The following is a 24,694-nucleotide window of genomic DNA, read 5'->3' as shown; positions in this document are numbered from 1 at the left end:
AAAGCCGCATTGCTCAGTAAACCCCGCGTGAGCCCAATACAGCAGGAACAGTGCGCAGGCAGATCGACAGATCGTAGAGCATGGACTTGCGCAGGGCATAGAGCCCATCGAGCCGGACGCGGGCTTCATAGGAAACCTCGTTGCGGCCGCTGACCTGCCAAAGGCCGGTTAGGCCGGGGCGCACTGAGCAATAGGCGTTGAAGCGCTGTCCATACCGGGGGATTTCCGCTTCGATGATCGGGCGAGGCCCGACAATGCTCATGTGGCCGACAAGGATGTTAAATAGTTGGGGCAGTTCGTCGAGACTGCTTTTCCGCAGGATCGCACCGATCGGTGTGATCCGCGGATCGCTGCGCAGCTTCTGGTCGCGCTCCCATTCGATACGCGCTTCCGGTGAGGATTCAAGGACGGCATTCAGCACTTCCTGCGAGTTCACCACCATGCTGCGGAACTTGAGGCAGGGAAACAGCTTGCCGTCGCACCCGACCCGTCGCTGTACAAATAGGACGGGTCCGGGCGCGGATAGTTTGATCGCAATCGCGGCCAGGATCAGGAACGGAAGGAACACCAGGATAGCAAGGAGCGCGACGATAACATCGAAAACACGTCCACTGGGCGTAGCCCGTGCAACTGTGCATTCGGATTTGACAAGGCCTGCTTCATTCCCCGGCTGAAGGGGAATGAATGGTGTAACATTTATGGTCCCGGCAGCGCCGCGGCCGTGGAGGTCCTGGTAAACGGTGAAAGGTGCCGCAGCCCTGTTCCCCACCGTGTCACCATAATGAGTCGAGAGAGCTTCCATCGATCCATCCATCTGTGAGGTAACGGAAATTTGCGTGGCACCGGGCAACCCTTATTGGTTGATTGCATGGTAATACAAGTTAAAGAGTCGTCAATAAGTCCTTGTTGCAGTGCGGTATGAATAATCTGTCCGATTACAATCTATTCATCTAGCTGCGTTTCATTTTTGAAGAGCGCGCGCGCAGAAATCCGTTGATCAGGTGGTATGGGAACGCATCCGTTATGGATGCTGCGGAAAATTAATGCTTCAAACTGGATCATTCGTTTTTTCCACTTAAGTATGGCGCGTCCGATCCCGATCAATTTTGGACTCGATACAATCGATTGGCGCACTTCGGCGGAAGTGAGATTGATGTCTTTCATCCGAATCGCTGAATGTCAGTGATGTACTTGGGCTGACAACGGGCCGGAGCAGTCCGGAGCAAAGCTTTGTCCTGCAAACGCGCAGGGCCTCGCTTTGAACGGCGGGGTTTGGCGCGGTTCGTGCGGAGACCATTTGAAGCGAAGGGTAAACCTATCCGCTAAAACCGGCCGGAACACGTTTCGTTTGCCTTGTAATAGGCCCTTTCGGAGCTGCTCAACCCTCGCGGAATGCGCGGTTGAACTGATCGGACAGGGGTTTGAGGATGTAGCTGAGCATGGTGCGTCGGCCGGTCTGGATGAAAGTTTCTGCCGGCATTCCTGGCCTCAGCCGCAATTCGCCCAGTTTGGCAATCTCACCCCTGTCGAGCGCAACGGTGACTCGGTAGAATGCGCTGCGGGTTGCCTTGTCGTCGGTCCGGTCAGCGGAGACATGCGTGACCGTGCCGATCAGTTCCGGCGTCGTCCGGGTGGAGAAGGCGCTGAAACGCACCGTGGCCTTCTGGCCTGCATGCACCTGGTCGATATCCACGGGCGAGATGGTCGCCTCGACGATCATGTTGTCATCGTCGGGCACGATCTCGAGGATAGTTTGCCCTGCAGGAACGACACCTCCCACGGTGCGATAGGCGAGCTTGTCGACCACGCCGGCCTGCGGGGCGCGGATTACCGCACGTTCGTAGCTGTCGTCGGCGGCCACTTGGGCCCGGCGCAGTTCACTGACACGCGCCTGGACGTCCATCAGTTCGGCGGCGGCCGTGCTGCGGGCTTCCGCTTCGATCGATCCCATCTGCAGGCGCAGTTCACCGATGCGTGCGGCGGCGGACACCGCGCTTTCGCGGGCGCTGCCCGCCTCAGCTGTGAGTCCTGAGGCTGAGCGTTCCAGGGCATTCAGGCGGTCGAGCGTGGTGTAGCGCTTTTCGTAAAGCTTACGCGTGGCATCGAGTTCGTCGTTGATGAGCGTCGCTTGATCGGTGAAGCTTTGCGCCTTAGTACGTGAACTGGCGACATCGGCCTGGGCTTGGCTGATCCGTTGCCCCAGCTGCGCAGCCATAGATCGGCGCGTATCGCGGCGCAGGAGGAAGGTCTTGCGTTCCTGCTCCATCAAGGCGGCGATGTTGGCATCGCTGGCCCGGCGTGTGAGTTCGGCAGGGAAAGCGACGCCTGCAGAATTGTCCCGCTCCGCCGTCAATCGCGCGGCACGGGCGAGCAGTTGGTCCACATTCTCGCCGGTGTAATTCGCCGCGGCGCCGCTGACTGTCGAATCAAGCTGGATCAGCGCCTGCCCCTTTTTCACATGGGCGCCATCGCGCACCATGATGTCGGCGACGACGCCGCCCGAGGGATGGCCGATTTCCTTCACATATGTGGAAACGGTGACTTCGCCGGGCCCGATCACCGCGCCGGTCATCGGCAGGAAAGCCGCCATTCCGCCAAGCCCGAAAACCAGTGTGCCGCACAGGAACATGCCTGTACGTACTTCTTTATGCAGACTTTTTTCCGGCGCGTATGTGCTGGAAAGGACGGGAACGGTTCCGGGTTGGATGACGATCTGGTTGGACAAGGCGCTTTACTCTGCTGGCGGGGTGGGGGGAGATTGCGGCGCCGGGTTGAAATTGATGCGTTTGAGCATCTCGGTACGCTCGCCCATTTGCATGAGCTGGCCATCGGCCATGATCATGATGTGATCGACATGGGCGAAGACGGTGGGACGGTGGCCGACTATGATCACTATCGCGCCGCGTTGCTTGGCTGCGCGCACAGCTTCGACAAGGGCATCCTCGCCAGCTGCGTCGAGGTTGGAATTGGGCTCGTCGAGTACAATCAGGAACGGATCGCCATAGAGAGCGCGGGCCAGTGCGATGCGTTGCTTCTGGCCTGCGGAAAGGCCGCCGCCGCCGGGGCCGCCCAGCATGTATTCGTAGCCTCCCGACAATGCCACGATCATGTCGTGAACGTCGGCAGCGCGCGCAGCGGTGATGATTGCCTCGGGGTCGGCTTCAGCGTCGAAGCGGGCGATATTCTGCGCGATGGTGCCGTCGAAAAGTTCGATGGTTTGGGGCACGTAGCCGATGTCGCGGCCCAGCAGCACCGGGTCCCATTGCTCCAGCGATGCGCCATCGAGTCTCACCGCGCCGCGCAGTAGCGGCCAGGCGCCGGTAACGGCACGCATCAGTGTCGATTTGCCGGATCCGCTATGTCCGATCACTGCAAGCGCTTCTCCGGCCGAAAGCCGAAACGAAACGTTAGCAGCAGTAACCTTCTGTCGTCCGGGAGGACCGCAGACCACGCCTTGCACTTCGAGGCTGGCTTTGGGACGCGGTAGCGGCATCGGCGCTTCGCGAAGGGGTATATGTTCCAGCAGAACGGTCAGGCGGCGCCAGGCCTGGCTGGCTTCGGTCATCGGTTTCCACTGCCCGATCGTCTGCTCAACAGGCATCAGAGCACGCGCACTCAGGATCGAGCCGGCGATGATAACACCGCCGGTTGCATCGCCATCGATGACGAGGAAGGCACCCACGGCCAGCACGAAGGATTGCAGGAACAGGCGGAAGGCCTTGCCGATCACTTGCATTCGGCCCGCAGCACCGGCCAGTTCGTCGTGCGCGGAGATCAGGCTGAGGCTGACCGTGTCCCAACTGGAACGGCGACGACCGCCCATGCCCAGTACTCTGAGAACTTCGCCGTTGCGGCGCACATCCTCCGCCATGGTGAAACGCGCGGCGGTGACGGCAGCGGCCTGCAACGCCGGGCCGCGCGTCTGGCGGTCCCCCAGAACCATCAGTACGATCATTACGAGAACGCCCGCGAGCGTGGCCAGGCCCAGAACCCAGTGGAACAGCGTCAGGATCAACAGGAACATGAGGAGATAAGGTAGGTCCAGCAGCGCAAGGGGACCGGCACCCGTGATGTAGCCGCGCACGAGATCGAGATCGCGCACGGGCGCGGCGCCGGAGGGCAGGGGCCCAACTTCCTGCTCGTAACGGCTGATCACGTCATAGAGCCGGTCGCACAGGCGACGATCGGTCTGAGCGCCGGTATGCAGCATCACGCGAGAGCGGATCACGTCGATGGCGCCTTGGAATATGTAGGCGACAGTGACCATGAGTAGCAATCCCGCCAAGGTCGTGCCGCTGCGACTGGCCAGCACGTCGTCGTAAACCAGCAGCATGAAGAACGAGCCGGACAGCAGCAGCACGTTGAACACGGCGCTTAACACGAGGATTGGCCACAGGACGGGAAGCAGTGCTTGCAGCATTCCCCGGACTCCGGCGAACAGGTTTTCTCTGGCCGGATCCATTCTAGCAATTCCTGATAGCGTTGAGCGGCGTGTAGTAGCCGTGCGGGATGGGCAGCATCGTCATTGCCCTTCGGGTTCCGGCGCCATTGCGTGGCCCGGTTCGGCATCGTTTTCGAACTGGACCGGCGACACTTTGAAATTGTCGTCGACGGCGACCGAATCAAGCGTCTCGACGAGCGGCCCGGTCGGCAATCCGGCGTAGGGAACAGAGCTGTAGACGTCCGGATCGAACGCCGGAGTGCCGGGATCGAAACTTTCCGCGCGCAATTGTCCCATGGCGCCCAGTAGTAGCGCATGCTGCACGTAGAGCTGGGCTTCGGCCTGCGCCCGCGCCTGACGAGAAGTTAGTAGGTCGCGCGCGGTGTCGAGTACGTCAAGCGAGGTTACCTGTCCGGCAAGCTGCTGCTGCTGCGCGCCGTCCAGAGCGCTTTGGGCGGCGGTGACTGCACGAGTGTAAGCGGGCAGCGCGCGGCGAGCGGCGGAGAGTTGGTCCCAGTAGCTGGCGATGTTCTCGCGGACGCCTCGCGATGTTTGTTCCAGTTGCTGGGTCGCGGCATCTGCCAGTTGCTTCGCCTCGCGGATGCGGGCGGACAGCAGACCGCCGGAATATAACGGTACGGTGAGCCCCACCTGCACTTGCGCGGAAAGTTCGCGTGTATCGTCGTTTTCGATTGTCAGTGGTGAGCGGGCGAGGCTGCCCTGAATGCCGACGTAAGGTCTTGCGTTGCCGCGAGTCTGCGCGATCCTGCCCTTTGCTGCGGCAAGGTCGAAGCGGGCGGATGCGAGCACGGGACTGGATACAGCGCCCATCGCCTGCGCTTCCTCGATTGAGCGCGGTAGGGGCGGCAGCTGCGGCAGCGGCACAAGCGCATCTGGATAGTGGCCCAGGATGTTGCGGTAAGTATTGCGGCTGGCTTGCAGGTTGCCTTGAGCCAGCTCAAGCTGCGCCTGACCGCTGAAGATGCGATTGCGGGTCTGCTGCAGGTCTGTCTCAGTGGCGTAACGTGCGGTGTAGCGGGCGTTGATCTGGTCGAGTGTTTCGGTCAGTTGCGAAAGATTCTCCTTTGCAATGCCGACCAGTTTCTCATCGCGCAGGACAGCGGCATAGGCGATAACCACGTTGGCCATCAGGTCCTGCTCGCTGGAGAGCATGTCGGCAACCGATGCACCGTAACCGGCTTTGGCGATGTTTCGCTGGGCGCTAAGCCGGCCGAAAGTAAACAGCGGCTGGTCGAGGGAAAGCGAGAATTGCGGCGTAAAACCATCCTGCCGCAGTAAGGTGACGCTGCTCTGTGTGACGCGGCGCGAGGCGTAGCGATAGCTGGCATCGGCGGTGAGCGTGGGGCCGAACTGGGCCTTGGCCTGACGCACGCGTTCTTCGGCGGCGCGGGTGGAAGCACGGCTCGCCTCGACGCCGGGGTTGTGTTGGTAGGCGATGGCCATCGCTTCGCCGAGCGTTTCTGCCGATACCGGAGCAGGCATCCCTGCCCACAGCAGCAAAGGCAGCCAGCGCAAGGTCCGTATTTTTGCAGCCATTGTCATGGGCATGTTCGCGCCGCTCATCGTTCGGGGCAATTGATGGGCGGGCATGGTGAATATCGCCCTGAGATGAGACCTGGGAGTTTCCCATATAGCTGTCAGTGATTGTACTTCAGGAAGCATGAGAAAGGTCTCCCTTGAAGCTGATCCAGCGACGGTTTGCGTCCGACAGGCACTGTGCGTTGGACGGGCGATTGAAGCGGGCGCAGTCCCAAAGGACGATTTCGACGCCGGTACGCTTGTCGGTAACGTAGAGGAACGCGACCGTGCGAATGACGGGGTTTTGGGGTGAGCCGAAGCCTTGCGAAGCGCGGTCCCAGCCGACGACTTTGCAATAGGCTTGTCCCTCGCACTGCCCCAATCCGAGCATTGCCAACCTGGCGCCGTCACCTTCGGCGTCGATGGAAATGAAATGATCGCCTTCGCGCGGGCTCAGCGTGTCCTTGGCGTCGGGGGCGAGTGCCAAACCGGCTTGGCCCGAGAGGTCGCTGATGATCGTGGATGGCGACGTGGCTGCCCCGCGATGGGCGGGAGAGAGGAAGGCCAGCTTGGGTTCGAAAGGTTCTGCCTGGTCAACAGGCGAGGTGAAAGCACGCTGGCGTCCCCAATCGCCTCGCCAGCGGAAGAACAGGTGCGTGTCGACCCGGGCGATCTTGTCGAGCGTGGCGCTCCAGTAGGGAAGCACCCAATCGGTGTGATAATGCGTGGCCATGCCGACGGCCGGATCGGTCTCTCCCGTGAGGAAGGCCGATGCCGTGGCGCGGGCGTGCTGCCACGTGGAGGGCGACGGTATCCGTGCCAGCGCGCCGTCGCAGGTGAAAGTGAACTGGCATCCGGTCGCGCGTTCGGATCCCTGATAGACTACGCCGCAGACCGAATGGGGATAGGCTGGATGGCGCACGCGGTTCAGGACGACTTGGGCGACGGCCGCCTGTCTTTCACGATTGCTGCCCGCTTCGTAAAGTACGACGCTTGCGAGGCAGTCCCGCGCGCGGGCGAATTCGGCACTATCGGGGGGCATGCGAAACGGCAGAGCGCGGTCCGTGCCGAGTGCGGCGAAAGGGATTGCCTTGTTGAGTTCGCGGGCGGTGTTTGGATCGACATCGGCAAGAAGAAGGGGTTCGATTTTCGGCGCATTGGTACCGGGCGCAGCATGGTACCCGGGCAGCGCGTGGCCTCGGCGTTCCGGTATCAAGCGCGATGCTGCGCTCGGTTGCCCCGGGAGCAGAGTACCGGAGAGCAAGAGGGTGACAACAAGCGCAAGGGTCAATGACAGCATGACCGCGGCGGTCAGGCGGCGCAGACTGACCCAGGCCACCAGCGCAAGGGCGATTGCTCCCCGTTCCCGCCAGTTCAGCACGCCATTGGATACTTGTGGAAGTGCGCCCAGAAGGTGGCAGGGTGCCATTGCCGGTCGATGAAAGTCGAAAGTGGCCGCTACCATCATCGTGCCAACGTGACCGAGATTAGGCCGTAGAACTGGGAGTAGGGCTCGAAAGGTGCGGAACCGTTTACGAATCGCCGCGTGTAGCCCGCGCTTGCATTTGCCGAAAGCCAGCGGCTGAACCGTAGGCGTGGCCCCGCCGAAACGTCGAAGCGCCGGGCTGAATAAGGCTGCTTGCCGTAGTCTTCCAGTGTGAATTTGGTCGCAGCGAGCCAGGACAGGCTGCGCCGCATCTCGTATTCCGCTTCGATTTTCGCGGTTGTCAGCGTGACGGCGCCTACGAGATCGTAGGGGCTGGTAGTGTTGCTCTGTTCGATGCTGCCGCGCACGGCGAGTACGCGCGAGGGAAAGTAGCGCAGGTGCCCCCAAACGGCGAGGCCGGCAATGGCGCCAAACGCCGGGTCCTTGAAATTATAGCGGCGGTATCCGAACCCCAATTGAGCATAGATCAGGCGTGAGATCTCGTAGCGGACGCCCGCCGTCCCGCTCCAGTTCTCGGCGTCACGGTTCACTAGACGGCGTGAGAGTGCGTAGTTGAAACGGTCGTATTCGACGCCGAGGAAGATCGCAGTGCGGCTGCTGATCTCGTAGGATGCGATGCCCTGCACACCATACCGCGTGACGTTGCGGAAGTGCTGATCGACCGGAGTGCCCGCACTGTCCTCCAGATCTTCGTAACGCTGGTGTATGCTAAGGACCTGGGCATCTATCGCAACCCGGTTGAACTGCTTGCGCCCGGTAAACGAGCCGTGGAGGACGCGGCGCATCAACGGTTCACCGCCGGCGAGGTCGTTCTCCACCGTGCCGCGCATGATCGCTTCGCGGCGGTAGCCCACATTCACCGCGATCGAATTGGGGCTGGTGGTGCCAAGGGTGTAAGTGCCCTCAAGGCTATATTCAGTCGAATCCTGGCTGGTAAGCTTCAAGTAGGAACTGGTGCGCACCATGGTTCCGACGGAAATGTTGTAAAACCTGTTTTGCTTGCGCAGTTGCAGGCGCGGTTCCGCCTGGAGCACATTGTCGGATTCCTTCACGCTGGTGCGGGTGAACACGTTGTCGTCACCGCGCACGCCGAAAGTGACGGTCGGGAGCACCTGGAAGCCGGCGATATCGTAGCCGATCTGCTTATACTCCGAGATGATCCTGGAACCGGGTACATCGTTCGGCTCACGGATGAGCGGCCCGATGTTCTGGGCCTCCGCTGCGGGAGACCAGGCAATTGACAGGGCAAGGACCGCGAAGCTGGTGCGTAGGCCCGTAATACACAAGGCTGAAGGACCTACGGCGTGACTTGATAGTTGGCAGGAGCCAGTGCCGTAGAAGGCGATCTTTGGCACAGCCCTAGAACTTCCGCTCGAGGACGCGGATCGTGTCGCCCGGTTGCACCGGCGTGTTGCCGTCTAGCCGGTAAAGGGCTTCGCCAGTGCTGTCCTTATGGCGGATATAAACGCGTTTTTCATCGGCGCGGTAGGTGAAGCCTGCCGCTTTGGCGACCGCGCTGAACACGGTCAGCCCTTCGACGAAGGGATGCTCTCCTGGCGTGTTGACTTCGCCCAGGATGTAATAGGGGCGGAAGTTCAGTACATCGATCGCGACACTGGGATTGTCGATATAGCCCTTGCTGAGTGCGCGTGTGAGGCGGTCAGCTAACGCCGGCGCGGTGAGACCTTTCGCCTGGACCGCGCCGATCAACGGGAACGCAATGGCGCCGGAACCATCGACGAGATATTCGCCGGTCAGCTTTTCCTCGCCGTAGATGGTGATGCGCAGCTTGTCGCCAGCGCCCAATGCATAGCTGGTGTCAGTGCTCGACAAGGCCAGTTCCGGAAGCGATCCGCTACTTGCGCAGCCCGATGTCAGGCATCCGGTGATGAGAATTGACAGAACGGTCACGAATATCCGCATTTGTCGCCTGTTTTCTGTTCGAACCTTGTGTCTGTTCGGTTCGGTAAATGGCTGATGTCTTGCGGGGCAGTCTGGCTGGGACAGCAACATTCTTCAAAGAAAGAACCGTTCAATTGCGATCCGAATTGCGCGATACTGGTCCAATAGCGACCAATTTACGTGGATCCGGTGTCGGATGTCGGATTTTCGTCCCTGCGTCCATGCATACTGCAATATATAACCAGTTTTATAGGTATAGGTATTGGTCCCAATATTTGGCGGTAGCCCGCTCATTGGGAATTTTTCGTATATCTGAGGGAGCGAAAGCCTGGGTCCGGGAGGGTACACGTCAGGCTATGCCTTCTGGCGATGCCTTGATGTCTTTGTGCCGGATGCGAAAGAGAGACGCCGAGACGTCTCTCTCCCACTATTCCAAGAAGGTCTCAACCAAGAAGGCAGCCCTTCGTGGACGTCAGTTATAGAAGTTATAGTCACCCAGCTTGAGCTGGTTGCCGTTCGTTGACCCCACGGCGACGACGTAGTCCAGCCCCGTGGTGGTGCTGTGGATTGTGTAGTATTGCGCGTGAATGTCACCGCCGGGGCTCGCGCTGTTGTATCCGTATCCCGTAAACGTGATCGTCGATCCGGCCCCGAAGCCGGAGAGATAGAGGAAGTCGTTGTTCCCTGCTTCGTATACGCCGGCACCGTGGAAATCGTAGATGAAATCCTGCGCCTTCGCTCCGAGTGACGCGTTGTTGTTCAGCGCCGGATCGAAGTCCGACAGCTTGAGCACGAATGCGTCGTTGCCCGCGCCGCCATAGTAATAGTCGATGCCCTTGCCGCCAGCGAGGGAGTCGTTGCCGCCGCTGCCGGCGATTTTGTCGCTACCCTCGGTTCCTCTGTAAGCTGTCATGTCCATCCTCCTAAGTGAAAATATGTAGTAATCCCCGGTGGTGGCGGAAATTTCAGAGATTTAAGTGTATTATTGAGATTAATAGCGCCTATCTCTGATGAGCAATAATTTTCGCCGCGTTCACTATAATTCTAAATTATTTTCTAGCTCAAGTATTTCCGTGACGTGAATCGTTGAAATTTGTTCCGTATTGTCCGTTATGGACGATTATGTGATTTATTACCTTCTCTGTTCGGATACATTCGTCAGGAGAAGTGCGGCTGGAAGCAGGCGTATCCCCTAGAGGTCGTCAATCGCGCGGCGGTCGGGTGCCAAAGGAACGGTTCATAGTGGATGCGAATAGCCTCAGCGGCGGCCGTTCCGACGGCCAGCATATGCCAAGTTTTGCCGTATCGAGTGGATATGGTGTGCTCCGTGCGGGCTGAAGTGTTGCATGGGCGCACCATGCTGATGTTCAACTTGGTGGTGGTTGAATCGGATTTGGTTCATCTCCGGGGGAGGGCGCTTCATCGCCTTCGTGTTGGAGGCGCTCAGTGAAGTTGCTGCATTACGAACCCGCCGTCCCGAACTTCGGCGATGACCTCAACGGGATCCTCTGGCCGACCCTGGCGCCCTCGCTGTTCGAGGAAGAGAATGCAGCCGATGATCGGGGGGAGGCCTTTGTTGGCATCGGCACCATTATAGGGATCGACCCCGGGCGGCTGCGACACCTGCACGTATTCTCCAGTGGTGCTGGCTATACGGCTGCCGATCGATGGGATGGACTGGACGTGCATTATCACTGCGTGCGCGGACCAGTGACGGCAAAGGTGCTGGGATTGTCGGCGGACAGGCCTTTGACCGATGGTGCGATCCTGGCTCCGCTGGTTGATCGTTTTCGACGTTCGGTGACGGGTATAGACACCGGAGTTGGCAGTGTTCCGGTGAGCGGAAGTACGGTTGTCGTCCCTCATTATGAGACGATCACCTTTCCCGGATGGGATCGTGCGGTGCGGATGGCTGGGTTCGATCTCGTCGACCCAAGGGGCGCGCCTGAGACGGTTATCGCCGCATTGGCAGGGGCGCGTCTGGTGCTTACCGAATCGCTGCATGGCGCGATTTTGGCCGATGCTTACGGCGTGCCATGGAGAGGATTTGCGGTCTCGCGCAATTTCTCGACTGCCAAGTGGGCAGACTGGACCCGGTCGCTGGACCTGAATGTAGAGATCGCGCTGGTGCCCCCGCCCGATCCGATGCCGCTGCTGCGCTTCGGTAAACGGGGAGAGCCTTTCGGCACGATGCTGCCGTTGGACCCTGAGGCTTCCTTTCGCGAGTTCCGCAGCCGTATTGCGCCTCCTGCCCGGATACCCTTCCTGAAAGCGCAGGCCAAACGGGTGTTGGAGGATGTGCCCGCGGCGCGCCGACTGCTCGGGTTCAGCCCACAGCGCACCGCGATAGCACTGGCCGAACTGGCGACTTGCGAGCCGTACCTGAGCCGGGCGGCCAAGCGTGAGAGCTTGCGCGATGCCATGTTGCAGAGGCTTGAGGCGTTGGTCCGGTTGCATCAGAGGGCGGTACTCGCCTGACGCGATATAAGAGTCCTGGGCGCGCCCCAAGATTGAAGTTAACCGATTGGAGGCAGTTTGGTGCTTATGAGAGGTCTATGCAAAGGCCTCAACACCCCTTCCGACCGACCACTTCGGTTGCATCAAGTCCCGTACGTATCGGTGCAAAGCCGATTCTGTGGCAGGGCTGGCTCGCCGGCGCGGCTATCAGTGTTTGCCTGTGGAGCGGCATCGTATTGGTCGTCATGACCTTGTGAAGGCTCGCGTGCAGGGCTGAACCGCCCGCGACTGTCGGGATTACGCTTATAGCCTGGATTAGTGCCGGGCGTGGCCCGACTGGCTAATAATCCTGCCTCTTTGCGATGCCTGCCGGTGCCGTCTGCGCCGCGTTGGCTTATCCGACGGGACGCTTCGTTTCATCCCGTGCCACCGGCCTATTCTACCGGGATGTAATCACCTGTATTTCGGATGTTCTTTCCGTTGTGACCGCTGCCGGCTCACCTAGTCTGAGGCCGAAAACAGCTTTTGCTCGAAAATGCCTGTACCTCGCGCTTTGTCGCCTATGTGCAAGTGGGCCGGGCAAGCAAGGTGAGCGCGGGGAAGATCTTGAGTAGAAATCTGTCTGTCTTTCTCGATATTCTTCGCCTTCTTGCCGCTTTTCTGGTATTTTTCGCTCACACCGGCGCAGTTTTTCGTCTCGATATGCCGGATATAATTGCGCACAGTGCGAAAGAAGGGGTGGTTATCTTCTTCGTTCTTTCGGGATTCGTTATCGCATTTGTTGCAGAATGCAAAGAGCATGACTTTCGATGCTTTGCGAGTGCGCGGGCCATCCGGATGTATTCGGTGATCCCTGTCGCCATTGTTGTGCTGGTGGTGTGCCATGCGATCGGCGCGAGCGTGAACCCTGCGCTCTATGATGTCGGCGAACAGACGCTTTATACTACGCTGGGCGGAGCTCTTGCCGGTGAGGCCCCTGGGTGGCAGCCGATCCTCCACTATCTGACTTTCACCAACGAATTCTGGTTCTATCGTGTGGTTGTATCCACGGGTTCACCGTTCTGGTCGCTTGGGTTCGAAGTAGCCTATTATGTGGCCTTCGCCATTCTGTTCTATGTGCGAGGGAGCTGGCGCTGGGTATTGGCTGCTTTGTGGCTGGTGGCCTGCGGCCCCCGTATCTCGGTGGCATTCCCGTTGTGGTTGGTTGGAGTAGGGGCTTGGCGTGTTGTACGGCGTCGACCGCGGATTGGCGCGGTCGCCGGTTGGGCTTTGCTGTCAAGCTTGGCGCTCGCGATGCTTGTATGGCGCAGATGGGGCGGCACATTGGCGGTTCCGCTATTCGAATGGCCTGATCCGGCACTGCTGGGCGCAAGCATGGCCTACTACCTGGTGCTGGGCGTGTTGCTGGCCGCGATCATCGTCATCTTCGCGGCGTGTACACCGGAACGGTCGATCTGGCCGGCCGGCGTGGAACGAGTTGTTCGTTACTGCGCAGGGGGCAGTTTCACCCTCTACATCGCCCACCTTCCGGTCCTGGTGCTGATCGCAGCGATCAGGCCTGATAGTATCGGGACGGATTCGGGCGGCCTGCTTGCGGGCAGCGTCACTGTCGGCGCGGTGTTTATCCTGGCGGAATTGGGGGAGCGGCGCAAAGCGCTTTATGTGCGAATATTTTCCGCGCGGCGAATTGCATTGGGTGGTGTCAAGATAAGATGCACAGATGCAATCGATTAAATTGCATTTACCAGAGTCCTTATGTCCGCCTTGTGAATAGAAACGCTACCAAAAACCTCAACACGGCGAAGCAATATGGCTTCAGTGACGGGGTTATTCATTATGGCTTTTTCGTATAGCAATGCTTACGGTAAATTACTGAGCAGCTCTTCTTCGTCTGTTAAGACGTTTCTCGGAACTTCGGCGGCGGATATTATCCGGGGGACGGATAAGGCCGACATCATGCGCGGCTACGGCGGCGGTGACAGCTACTATGGCGGTCAGGGTGACGACACTTACATAATCTCGTCCGAAAAGGACAAGCTGTTCGAGGCCTCGGGCGAGGGCATCGATACCGTCCGCTCCTCGGTCTATCATACTTTGGGCGCCAACTTCGAAAACCTGATCCTGGAAGGCAGTGGCTCATGGTACGGTGGCGGCAACGACCTCGATAACGTCATCATCGGCAACGAGTATGCGCAGCAGATCAACGGCGGCGCCGGCAACGATGTGCTGGTTGGGGGCGGTGGGGCGGATACCTTCATCGTCGTCAAGGGTGATGGCAGCGACGTCATCGTCGACTTCGCGACCGGCGTCGACAAGATCCAGCTCGGCGGTTACGGCATTACCAGTTTCTCGCAGATCCAGTCCGCCGCGAAGCAGGTGGGCGCGGACACGGTACTGCACTTCTCCAATGGTGAAGACCTGATCCTGCGCGGCGTCAAGGCGACCAGCCTGGTGGCCAAGGACTTCACTTACGAAATCAACCGCGCTGCGTTGACGCTCAACTTCGGTGATGATTTCAATTCGCTCAGCCTTTATTCAAAGGGGGGCACCTGGCGCACCGAATATGGCCACGGCGGGCCGGGCACTATCGCCAGCCGCACCCTGAAAACCGAGTCCGAGGTCTACATGGACGCGGACTGGGGGGGCACCGGCAAGAAGGCGCTCGGCGTCAATCCCTTTTCCATCAACGACGGCGTACTGACGATCACCGCAGCGCCGGCTACGGCGGATGTGCTGCCTTTCATCGACGGGCATACTTACACCTCAGGTCTGTTGACGACCAAGTTCACGTTCGCGCAGCAGTATGGCTACTTCGAGATCAGTGCTGCGCTGCCGGCCGGGCAGGGTTTCTGGCCTGCATTCTGGTTGCTGCCCACAGACAGCAGCTGGCCGCCTGAACTCGATGTATTCGAGATGCTCGGCAAGGACCCGAACGTCGTTTACCTGACGACCCACGGTATCGAGAATGGCAAGAACACGATGGCGCAGGATCGCGCTGTGCTGGATACCACGAAGTTCCATACCTACGGCGTCGACTGGAACGGTGACAGGGTGATCTACTATATCGACGGCGTGGAAGTAGCGCGTCAGGCGACGCCGCCAGCTATGAACAAAGAAATGTACATGCTCGTCAATCTTGCGGTTGGCGGGAATGGCAGCTGGGGCGGCGCGGCCGACACGACTACCGGAACGGGTGAGATGAAGGTGGACTATGTGCGTGCCTATCGCACGGCCGACACCGTCTCGGCGACGATCAGCGGCACGCATACCGTTTATCCGGCGGGCGGTTCGGGTGCTGGCGTAGTGACCACTCCGGTTACCGCCAACCCGGGCACTACGGTTCCGGTTGGTTCGGGCGACAGCGTTGCGGGCGGTGTCGCAACCGGCAAGACTTACACCGGCACCAGCGGCGACGATACTTTCCGTGTTACCTCGGTGCTAGACAAGATTGTCGAGCGTGTGAACGGGGGCGCTGATGCGGTCATCTCCAGCGTCAGTTTCACGTTGCCCGATAACGTCGAGAACCTGACCCTTTCCACCGACGCCGCGCTCAACGGCACCGGTAACGCGCTCGACAATCGCCTGATCGGCAACAAGGGCGCGAACGTCCTCAAGGGAATGGCCGGCAATGATTATCTCGACGGGAATGGCGGCGCCGATACGCTCTACGGCGGGCTGGGCGATGATACCTATCGGGTAGACAGCACTTCGGTGAAGGTGATCGAAGCAGCGAACGAAGGCTCGGACTCGGTCATCAGCACGGTCACTTACACCCTGACTACGAATGTGGAAAATCTGCGCCTGAGCGGGACCACCAACATCAACGGCACCGGCAATGCCGGAGACAACCGCATTATCGGTAATGCCGGGGTCAATGTATTGACGGGGCTTGCGGGTAATGACTACCTCGACGGTGCCGGCGGTCTTGATACTCTGGTTGGCGGCAAGGGTGACGATACATACATCGTCGACCAGGCCGGTGTGCGGGTGATCGAGCAGGCCAACGAGGGCAACGACACTGTACGCTCTTCGGTCAGCTATACGTTGCCCGCCAACGTCGAGGTACTGCGCCTTTCCGGTAGCGCTTCGATCAACGGCGCCGGCAATTCGCTGGCGAACAAAATCTACGGCAACGACGGCGCCAACAAGCTGTTCGGCTGGGCCGGTAACGATCTGATCGACGGCGGGGCTGGTAACGATGTCCTCAACGGCGGCGCAGGCGACGATATGCTGACTGGTGGTGCGGGCGCGGACACTTTCGTCTTCGCCGCAGGTTACGGCAAGGATACGGTGACCGACTTCCAGCACGGCGTCGATAAGCTCGTACTGGTAGGCGTGAAATCGAGCGCGGTTTCGATCAGCCACACGGCAACCTCGACCGTGGTGTCGATCGGTGCGGAAAAGATCACCCTGATGGGCGATGCGCAGTTTGCACTGACCGACATCAGCTTCCTCAGCACCGTGGATTACGGCGCTACGATCGGACTGATGGCCTGATTGGTCCGAGAACATACTCCAGAATGAAGCAGTCTTCCCGGCGGTCTGGTCGACCCTGTAGCCGGGGCCTTGTATCGAAGCTGCAGCACCATGGGTGCTGCGGCTTCGGGGGCTTTCAGACAGATGCGTCGTAACGTTCAAGTCAATCACGGCATTCGGAGGATGGGCCGGGCGGGGCTGCCGATCCTGCGCGCTGCCTTTGCTTCGCTACGGCGGGGCAGTGCAGTGCAATGACCATCGCGCTCGCTGGGGCGTCGACGCCTCGCAGTCGCCTTGTCGCCCTTCTTGCAGATCGCAGCTTTCAGGATGGTGCTTTCGCTGCACTCATGGTGAGCGCACGCATTCCGGCCAGTCTCGGTATGCCCGGCGCTTTCGTTTTTCTGGTCCTGACCGGTCTCTATGCTGCGATCCGGCTCGAGCAAACCCGGGATGCCTTGTGGCGGTGCCGGTTGCAATTGACGTTCCCGGCCTTCGCACTGCTATCGGTGGCATGGGCAATCTACCCGGAAGTGACATTGCGCTATGCGGTGCAGATGACACTGACAGCTTTCGCCGGGCTGCTCCTGTCCCAAGCCGCGCGGCCTATGGCGGTGCTGGCGGGGCTGTTCTTCGCCTACACCGGTTATACCGTTGCTTCCCTTCTAGCTGGGAACATCCACCCCGACGGTATGGGAGGCGCGCTTGCTCTCTATGGACTGGGAGGCGAGGCCAAGAACTATTTTGCGGACACTGCCGGTACGGCCGTCTTGCTGGCGCTGGTCACGCTGGTAACAGGAATCGAGCGGCGCTCTCCGGTGGTTGTTGTTGTTGCGGGCGGAATGGCTGCGATTTGCGTCCTGACGACGGTGCGGGCGCATTCGGCCGGGGCGGTGGCTTCGTTGGCGCTCTCCGCCGCGCTGCTGGGCGCACTGCTGGCTCTGCGGGCACGTTCACCGGCTCTCAAGCTGGGCTTCGCTGCTGGAGTAGTCGGGATATTCACGCTGAGCCTACTGTTCTTTCAGCCGCTTCTTGCACTGATTCAGGAACTGTCGGCCAAGGATTCCGGGCTCACCGGGCGCGGCTACCTTTGGTATCGGGCAGACTTCATCATCGCCCAGCGCCCTTGGCTGGGGGTGGGTTATTTCGGTTTCTGGAATCCCGCGAATCCCGATGCGATCGGCTTGTGGCGGTACTTTGATGTGCATCAGGAGAGCACCGGCTTCTCCTTTCACAACAGCTATATCCAGACCATGGTGGAGACCGGCTACATCGGTCTCGCCATTATGCTCGGAGGCTGGATCGCGGGCGTTGTCGCGTTGCTGCGCCGCTTCGTCCTGACGCCTTCGCTCGCCACCTGTTTCTGGCTGAGCTACATGGCGCTGCAACTGAGCAAAACGCCGGTAGAGCCGATCCGCCCGGCCGCCCTGGTCGCGCCGACCATCATGTTGTTCGCGGCCTTGGGGTTCGGCTGGTTTCCCGTGGTAAGATCAGGGACGGCGCGAACCCCGCAGGCTGGGTCAGGCTGAACCTTTGTTTAGCCGCAGTTCGTCCTCGCGGTCGATTGCGAGCAGCGACACGCCCTTGCTCTCGGTCATGATGATCGTGGAAATCAGGCTGATCGCTCCGGCGCCCAGGATATAGAACGCAATCGGCAGCCAGTCGTTGTATTGCCGCAGCAGCGCGGTGCCAATCAGCGGGGCCCATGATCCGGCGAAGATCGCGGTAACCTGATAGCCCAGCGACACACCCGAATAGCGCATACGTGTAGGGAACATCTCGGCCATGATCGCTGGCTGCGCAGCATACATCAGGGCATGTACGATCATGCCAAGAAAGATCGCAACCAGAATAGTCAGCAGACTGCCGGTGCCGAACATCGGGAAGGCAACGAAGGGCCAAACCATGGTCAACGCCGCGCCCAGCATATAGACTGGCTTGCGCCCGATCCGGTCGGCGCTTGCACCGAACAGCGGGATGACCACTGCGTGCAGGATATGCGCGCAGAACAGCAGCGTGAGAATGCTGGTGGTGTTGACGCCGATATGCGCCAGATACGTGATCGAGAACGTGACGACCATGTAGTAGAGGATGTTCTCGCCCACGCGCAGGCCCATCGCGGTGAAGACGCCGCGCGGATAACGGCGGAACACTTCAACAAGACCATAGCCGTCGTCCGCGCGCTCTTCTGCTTCAGCCTTGGCGGCTTCGAAGATTGGCGAATCTGTCACCTGAGTGCGGATGTAGTAACCGATGCCCACGATCACTGCCGAGAGCCAGAAACCGATCCGCCAGCCCCAGGCAAGGAACTGCGCGTCGGACAAGGTGGCGGAAAGCACCAGCAGCACGATCGTCGCCAGCAGGTTGCCCAAGGGTACGCCCGCCTGCGGGAAGCTGCCCCAGAACGCGCGGCTGCGGTTCGGACTGTGCTCTGCGACGAGCAGGACGGCGCCGCCCCATTCACCGCCCAGCGCGAACCCCTGAACGAAGCGCAGCGCCACCAGCAGTACCGGCGCCCAGTAACCAATGCCGCCAAAGGTCGGCAAGCAGCCCATTAGGAAGGTGGACAGGCCGATCAACATAAGGCTGAACTGGAGCAGCGACTTGCGCCCCACCTTATCGCCGATGTGCCCGAACACGATGCCACCAAGCGGGCGCGCGATGAAGCCAACCGCGTAAGTCGCAAAAGCCGCGATCACGCCGTCCAGGTCGTTTCCGGTCGCCGGGAAGAACAGCTTGCCGAAGATCAGGGTGGCGGCGGTTCCGTAGAGGAAGAATTCGTACCACTCGACGATGGTCCCGGCCATCGACGCGCCCACCACCTTGCGCAAGTAGGGCAGGTCGGCCGTGTGTTCGTGATTCATCGCTTTCCCATCCCATTCCCTTGCAGCGATGCTTCGGGCCCATTGATGGTCCCGATTTCGCTGCTCGCGTGCAGGATATGTTGCAGCGCATTCAAGCTGACTCAAGTCGTTAGAAGGATAGGGTTGGATTCGAGCTGGTCCCACGCCGCGTTGCCTGCATGTCGGGATGCGGCCATGCGGCAATCCGGCGCACTTCGTAGCGGCCGGGAAAGCGGGTGGATTTGTCGGGATATCCACCCCAGGCGCCACCAACGGCAAGATTTGCGATCATATAAGTCCTCTGTGTGGTGAGCGCGCGCGGCGTCGGGGCGCTGGCGACCGGCTTGCGATCCACGAACCAGACCATTTCCGAAGGCCCCCATAGCAAGCCATAGCGATGGAATGCGGCGGAAGCATCGAAGCCCAGTCGCACGCGTGTGGTTTTCTTATGTTTGCCGGCGATCACGGTGCAGTAAATCGTGTGCGGGTCGCCAAGGCCCTCCATGATGTCGATTTCGCCGGCATCGGGCCAGGTGCCTTTCAACGGCATGAGCCAGAACGCTGGCCACATTCCTTTGCCTGAGGGCAATTTGGCCTCGATCTCGAAGTATCCATACTTCTGTGCAAAGCTGAACTTGGTGGTGATTGCGCCGCCATAATAAGGCTTGTTCCAAGTCATTGCGCGTAAGCTTTGAGGCGTCCGCTGCGCAAGGATCGTGAGCTGCCCGCGTTCGTGGAGAAACGGATCGAGCCCGAGCGGCATCGTGCCTGCGCCCGAGGACGTCATTCCCGCGAAATGCGCATCGGAGGCGAAGCTGCCGGCCGACATCTGTCGGTTGGACAACGAGCGCGGCCCGCCGTACCCATAGACCGTGCGCCAGCGATGGGGCTTCTTCGGACGTTGTTGGTCCGTGCCGCTGTCGAACGTGTCGAATCGTTCGTCAAAAGAAGGGGTACCGAGCGGGCCTTGGGCAAGCGCATTGATGAATGCACTGGGCGTAAGGTGGCCGGCCTGCTCTGCTTTCGCCGCTGCCTTTGCGGTAACCGGCGGTGGACCGATCGACGGGAACATAAATAGCGAACAGGCTGCCAGTGCCATCTGGCATCGTATCCTCACGGCTTCCGCTTTCCGGGCATGGCTTTCCTATCGAATGCTGGGCCTCAATTCTCTAAGCAGCGATATACGATCTGGACGCGCGTGAGGTGCCGGACTGTGGCGCGGTAGGCCCGCCTAGATCCGTTGCGGCATGATCTTACTGCAATGCGGGGCTATTGGACGGAATTTTGGCTCCGGAATGGATGTCGTTACCGTTCGTCGCAGGCGTGGCTTCGCCTAGTATTGGCCGGGTCGCTCTTCATGAACGAACGCCCATTTCCATCCCATTCCCGTTCGTGGAGGCCGTGATGATTGTCCCTGCGATGACGAAGATTGGCACGCGATGACGGCAGCCCCTTTGGTGTCGGTTCTGATGGTCGCGCGCAATTCTGCTGCTTTCATCGATGCGGCGATTCTTTCCGCGCGCGAACAGTCGTTGACCGATATCGAGATCGTCGTCGTCGATGATGGGTCCAGCGACGGTACTGCTCAGCTCGCCCGTGCCCATACCGCTACTGACAGCCGCGTGCGCCTGCTGGAAGGTCCGCAAAAGGGGTTGAGCGCGGTGCGGAACGCCAGCCTTCAGGCAGCCCGGGGGCGCTTCGCCGCGATCCTCGACAGTGATGATATCCTGCATCCGCGTCACCTGGAATGGCTGATGGCGAGGAGGGCGCGGGTCGGTGTTGAAATATCGGTCACCAACATGATCGAATTTCAGGAGGAAGGCAGCAGCCTCACGACCCGGCCGTTCGCGCAAGGTCCTATGTGGAACGAAGCGCGGCAAATCGGGGCGGAAGAATACGTCGGACGCGGCATGATCGGCGGCAAAGGCGCGTTGCCCGGCTATCTCAAACCTTTGTTCGACATCTCGTTCTTGCGGGCTAACGGACTGGGCTATGACGAACGGCTGCGCATCGGAGAGGATTTCGATCTTGTGCTGCGTGCGATGCTGGGGGGGGCGCGGTATCTCTATTTGCCCCAGGCGACTTACTATTACCGCAGGCATTCTGCCTCCACATCGCACCGTCTGTCGCGAGCAGATCTGGAAGGGCTGCTGCGCGCGGCGCAGGCCTATCCATGCGAGGCGGACGGTGCACTTGCCGTAGAGTTGCTGGCCCGCCGGGCGAACCTGGAAGGAGCACTTCTCCATCTCGACACCATTGCTGCGATCAAGGCCGGCAAGCTGGTGCGAGCCTTGCGGCTGACGGCTGGAAACCGCGATGCCCGCCACCTGACACTGTCCAGCCTTTACGAGGCTACGGCCAAGCGCATCGGCCGTCTCCAGCCGTCGCGGGAGGATGGGCTAGCTGCCTCGCCGATGCTCGGTGAACCGCTGGCAGAACGGCTGCGCGCCATCACGCAAGGCCTGCAATCTGCTGTTCTCAATCCCTGATGGAGCCATAATGCGCCCGCTGATCTTCCTGTTTCCGCACGATCGCATGAATGTAGGCGGCAATTCCGCGCAAATGCGTTTCTTTGAGGCATGTTGCCGGTTCACCGCGGCAAGCGTGGCTTTTTACGGCGAACGGATAGCGGGGCACCTTCATCTGGATGATTGTCTGACGCAGGACACAAAGGGATCATCGTCACCGATCTTCGTCATTCACTGGGGCCCGGATATCGCGATGCTGCTTGAGAGGTTGAAGGGCCACGACGTGGTTTACTTTGCGCACAGCACCGGCTGGGGCATGGCGCTTCCTTCGAAAGTGCCGGTACTCTGCGTCAGCCGCCATACGATGGCATATTGGGGGCGGCATGCGCCCAACTCTTACATCGCCCATGTGCCTAACGTGGTCGAAGTCGATAGCTCGGCCACGGCGCGGCCGCGCGATATCGACGTTCTGGTACAAGGGCGAAAATCTTCGCGCTACCTACTGGAGCGGCTGGTCCCGGCATTACAGGAGCGGTGCCGGGTGGCCTTGCTAGATGGCTGGGTGGACGACCTATCCGCGTGGTTTCGGCGTTCGAGTGTCTACCTTTACGATTCGCTCGAACACTGGGCAGACGTGGGAGCGACCGAGGGGTTCGGACTGCCACCGCTTGAGGCCATGGGGCATGGTTGCGTGGTCTTCTCTAGCGTCAACGATGCGCTGGCCGATTACCTCGACCCCGGTTTCAATTGCCGTAAGATCCGCGTCCATTCGCTGGAATGGGATGTCGCGGAAGTGTTGCGCGCGGTCAACGATCGCGCGCCTGCCCCGCCGCCTGCACCGTGGTTCGCAGGCTACTCCACGGACATGGTGGCATCTCGGCTGGAAACTGTATTTGGTGACCTTGACCGCTTCTTTGACCTCACAGCAGATATTCATCCCGACATTGAGGACTTGTGGGCGCTACGCCGGCCCACGCCGTTGCAGCGGGCCAAGCGCGCAGTCAGAGTGCTGGCGGGTAGTTAAATTATGGTCTGAAGGGGCGGGCGAAGCGCAAGCAGCTGTTGGTTATCCTGCCGTTGCGGATCGTGCCCGCCGCGCTGTGATCATGTCGCGTAATTGTCCGATGATCGTGCGGTCCTGCCAGAAGTAAGTCGCGAAATAGAAGACGGCACCAGCCGGTAGCCAGATCGTGACGATTGCCATCGGCGGAAGTTGGCCCTGGCAGGCATTGACGCCAAGAATTACCACCAGCGCCATAAACACGGAACTGGCCATGGCGGGGCGCAAGCTTGCCAGTACATCGACAAAATGGATGTCCGCATGTTTGCGTAGCAGGTGGAAACCGTAAGGCAGGATCAGGTATCCACGTGCCACGCCGGTTATCAGCATTGCCTGCCAGCCCCAGCCGTGAACGGTAACTGCAGCGGCCACACCCACCACGATCTGCGTGGAGGTCCATGACAGCACAGTACGCGACTGGCCCATTGCGGTTATGGCAGCAATGATGAGATTGTTCATCTGCGATGCGACGACGGCGCAGGCGAAAATGCGGATCGCATCGGCTACCGGCTCCCATCCGTCTCCGAACACGATCGCGACAATCTCTCCCGCCAAGGCCAGCGTGCCAAGGAATGCGGGAAACATGATGAAAGCGGAAAGGCGACTGAGCCGCAGGTAAGTGCTTTTCAGCGCGTCAAGATCGTGCGTGCTGCGTGTGAGGACTGGCATCGCAATTTGCTGAAAGGGCATGTAGGTGATCTGATTGAGCACCTCCACGATGCGAGAGCCGGCACGGATGAAAGCTACCGCGACAGGACCCACCAAGGCCCCGGAGATCACTTCCGCGCTGCGTATATTGATTTGGTTCAGCGTGCCTGAAATGCCGATGTAGGCCCCGAACCGCAACATCTCCGCGCACGATTGCCGATGAAAACGTAGGCGTGGTAGCCACGGCAGGCTTGCCCATGCGGTCACTACCATTGCCAGCGCTGCTGCGATGCGCTGGCCTACCAGCGCCCATACGCCGTAACCGGCAAAAGCCATTGGTAGGCCTACGGCTGCTCCTGCCAGCGCTGCGCTGATGTTGCGCATGGCGACGGACCGGAATTTGAGGTCACGCGTCAGCCGCGCGGTGTGGATGGCCGCGAGCGGCGTGATGGCGAAGATCGTCGCAAGGGCAGTGACGATAGCCGTCAACTCGGGTTGGCCGAACAGATACGCCATCAGCGGCGCGGCCGCGATGGTTGCGATGCAGAATAGCAGGCCGCAGCAAAGGTTGGTCCAGAACGCGGTATCGGCATCTTCCTCGGTGAGGGTGCGGCGCTGAACTACCGCCTCGTTGATGCCGGCGTTGCTAACCACAAGCAGCAGGTCGATCACCAGTGCGGCGAGAGCGACGAGGCCGAAAGCTGACGCACCAAGCAAGCGCGCCAAGATAGCAAAAGTGAGGAATGACAGGGCCTGCGTGGCCAGGCTGGAGGCGGTGGACCAAATAAGCGGCGATGCGATGGCCGGGCGCGTTACTGTCACCCGCGCTGCTCCGCGGTGAGGGGATGCGAGGCGTGGGGGCGTTTTTCCTCGAGCCAGGCGGTGAATTCGGCGTAACACGCCTGAGGCGAGAAATGGGCTCGTGCGGCGCCGAGTGCGGCCGTTGCCAAGGCCAGCCGGCGATCGTCGTCGGCCAGAGCGAGGATTGCTGCGGCGAAGTCTCCGGCCGCATCTACATGGTCCACCGCGCCGAGGCATTCGCGTTCTACCCCTTGCAGCGTTACGCTGGTGGCGACCACTGCCTTGCCCTGCGCCAGTGCCTCAACCAGTTTGATCTTGAGCCCGGACCCGAACGTGAGCGGAGACACGACGATGCCCGCCTGGCTATAGAAAGGTCCAAGATCGTCGACCATTCCGTGGAAGACTACGCCGTCCGGTCCGCCACGCGGAAAACCCGCAGCGACCGTGCCAGCAATATCGAGCGTGCAATCGGGCGAGTGCTGGCGAATCAGCGGCCATACTTTCTCGAACATCCATTCCAGTCCGATGACGTTCGGTGCCGTATTGCTGCCAACGAACAACAGTCGGTGCCTGTCGCCGGGTTGGGGGTGGGCCGTCGGGTGTGCTGCCATAGGG

General features: G+C 60.4%; 19 protein-coding genes. 6 read left to right on the top strand and 13 right to left on the bottom strand.

All coding sequences use genetic code 11. The features are described from left to right. Positions 1-13 precede the first annotated feature (13 nt). The 9 genes from GVL61_RS16705 to GVL61_RS16665 all read right to left on the bottom strand — a co-directional run bounded on the left by GVL61_RS16705 (position 14) and on the right by GVL61_RS16665 (position 10,242). Complete coding sequence (locus GVL61_RS16705) at positions 14-802, bottom strand: sugar transferase (protein WP_159981798.1); 789 nt, start codon at positions 800-802, stop codon at positions 14-16. Between the two features lie 140 nt (positions 803-942). Beyond that, entirely contained in the window at positions 943-1,164 is a 222-nt protein-coding gene (locus GVL61_RS16700) for a hypothetical protein (protein ID WP_159981797.1), read from the bottom strand. A gap of 214 nt (positions 1,165-1,378) precedes the next feature. Beyond that, on the bottom strand, positions 1,379-2,725 hold the full coding sequence (locus GVL61_RS16695; RefSeq protein ID WP_235037745.1) for an HlyD family type I secretion periplasmic adaptor subunit: 1,347 nt from the start codon (positions 2,723-2,725) through the stop codon (positions 1,379-1,381). A gap of 6 nt (positions 2,726-2,731) precedes the next feature. Further along, a complete protein-coding gene (locus GVL61_RS16690) occupies positions 2,732-4,462 on the bottom strand; it encodes a type I secretion system permease/ATPase (protein ID WP_159981796.1) in 1,731 nt (576 codons plus the stop codon). A 60-nt stretch (positions 4,463-4,522) separates the two neighbouring features. Continuing rightward, complete coding sequence (locus GVL61_RS16685; RefSeq protein ID WP_159981795.1) at positions 4,523-6,010, bottom strand: TolC family outer membrane protein; 1,488 nt, start codon at positions 6,008-6,010, stop codon at positions 4,523-4,525. Between the two features lie 103 nt (positions 6,011-6,113). Then, positions 6,114-7,409: a cell wall hydrolase gene (locus GVL61_RS16680; protein ID WP_159987274.1), complete on the bottom strand. Its 1,296-nt coding sequence runs from the start codon at positions 7,407-7,409 to the stop codon at positions 6,114-6,116. A gap of 35 nt (positions 7,410-7,444) precedes the next feature. Continuing rightward, the gene (locus tag GVL61_RS16675; protein ID WP_159981793.1) at positions 7,445-8,713 is read right to left on the bottom strand and encodes an outer membrane beta-barrel protein; all 1,269 of its coding nucleotides are present in this window, start codon (positions 8,711-8,713) and stop codon (positions 7,445-7,447) included. Between the two features lie 73 nt (positions 8,714-8,786). Continuing rightward, positions 8,787-9,338 (bottom strand): polysaccharide biosynthesis/export family protein, encoded by a 552-nt coding sequence (locus GVL61_RS16670; protein WP_235037744.1) that lies wholly within the window; start codon positions 9,336-9,338, stop codon positions 8,787-8,789. A gap of 463 nt (positions 9,339-9,801) precedes the next feature. Continuing rightward, positions 9,802-10,242, bottom strand: a complete 441-nt coding sequence (locus GVL61_RS16665; protein ID WP_159981791.1) for a hypothetical protein — start codon at positions 10,240-10,242, stop codon at positions 9,802-9,804. Between the two features lie 533 nt (positions 10,243-10,775). On the opposite strand from GVL61_RS16665, the gene GVL61_RS16660 reads away from it, so the two are divergent. From GVL61_RS16660 to GVL61_RS16645, 4 genes are all read left to right on the top strand, one after another. Next, entirely contained in the window at positions 10,776-11,807 is a 1,032-nt protein-coding gene (locus GVL61_RS16660; protein ID WP_159981790.1) for a polysaccharide pyruvyl transferase family protein, read from the top strand. A 504-nt stretch (positions 11,808-12,311) separates the two neighbouring features. Then, on the top strand, positions 12,312-13,520 hold the full coding sequence (locus tag GVL61_RS16655; protein ID WP_159981789.1) for an acyltransferase: 1,209 nt from the start codon (positions 12,312-12,314) through the stop codon (positions 13,518-13,520). A 75-nt stretch (positions 13,521-13,595) separates the two neighbouring features. Then, positions 13,596-16,283 (top strand): family 16 glycosylhydrolase, encoded by a 2,688-nt coding sequence (locus GVL61_RS25355; protein WP_368667127.1) that lies wholly within the window; start codon positions 13,596-13,598, stop codon positions 16,281-16,283. 230 nt (positions 16,284-16,513) lie between these two features. Continuing rightward, entirely contained in the window at positions 16,514-17,788 is a 1,275-nt protein-coding gene (locus tag GVL61_RS16645; protein ID WP_159981787.1) for an O-antigen ligase, read from the top strand. Here the strand turns inward: GVL61_RS16645 and GVL61_RS16640 are convergent. Beyond that, positions 17,780-19,123 carry an MFS transporter gene (locus GVL61_RS16640; RefSeq protein ID WP_159981786.1) on the bottom strand — a complete coding sequence of 448 codons (1,344 nt, stop codon included), beginning with the start codon at positions 19,121-19,123 and terminating at the stop codon, positions 17,780-17,782. The genes GVL61_RS16645 and GVL61_RS16640 overlap by 9 nt on opposite strands. A 109-nt stretch (positions 19,124-19,232) precedes the next feature. Continuing rightward, a complete protein-coding gene (locus GVL61_RS16635; RefSeq protein WP_159981785.1) occupies positions 19,233-20,201 on the bottom strand; it encodes a family 16 glycosylhydrolase in 969 nt (322 codons plus the stop codon). A 340-nt stretch (positions 20,202-20,541) separates the two neighbouring features. On the opposite strand from GVL61_RS16635, the gene GVL61_RS16630 reads away from it, so the two are divergent. Together GVL61_RS16630 and GVL61_RS16625 are read left to right on the top strand one after the other, a co-directional pair. Next, a complete protein-coding gene (locus tag GVL61_RS16630; RefSeq protein ID WP_159981784.1) occupies positions 20,542-21,591 on the top strand; it encodes a glycosyltransferase family 2 protein in 1,050 nt (349 codons plus the stop codon). A 10-nt stretch (positions 21,592-21,601) separates the two neighbouring features. Next, positions 21,602-22,594, top strand: a complete 993-nt coding sequence (locus tag GVL61_RS16625) for a glycosyltransferase family 4 protein (protein ID WP_159981783.1) — start codon at positions 21,602-21,604, stop codon at positions 22,592-22,594. 42 nt (positions 22,595-22,636) lie between these two features. Here the strand turns inward: GVL61_RS16625 and GVL61_RS16620 are convergent, their stop codons facing one another. Continuing rightward, complete coding sequence (locus GVL61_RS16620) at positions 22,637-24,100, bottom strand: lipopolysaccharide biosynthesis protein (protein WP_159981782.1); 1,464 nt, start codon at positions 24,098-24,100, stop codon at positions 22,637-22,639. Beyond that, positions 24,097-24,694, bottom strand: a 598-nt coding sequence (locus GVL61_RS16615; RefSeq protein WP_235037743.1) for a glycosyltransferase family 4 protein, incomplete at its 5' end; no start/stop codon positions are given. The genes GVL61_RS16620 and GVL61_RS16615, both read right to left, overlap by 4 nt.

The sequence above is a fragment of the Novosphingobium sp. 18050 genome (assembly GCF_902706195.1).
GTDB lineage: Bacteria > Pseudomonadota > Alphaproteobacteria > Sphingomonadales > Sphingomonadaceae > Novosphingobium.
The sequence above is the reverse complement of the archived record's forward strand: the minus strand, read 5'-3'. Positions and strand labels throughout refer to the sequence as shown.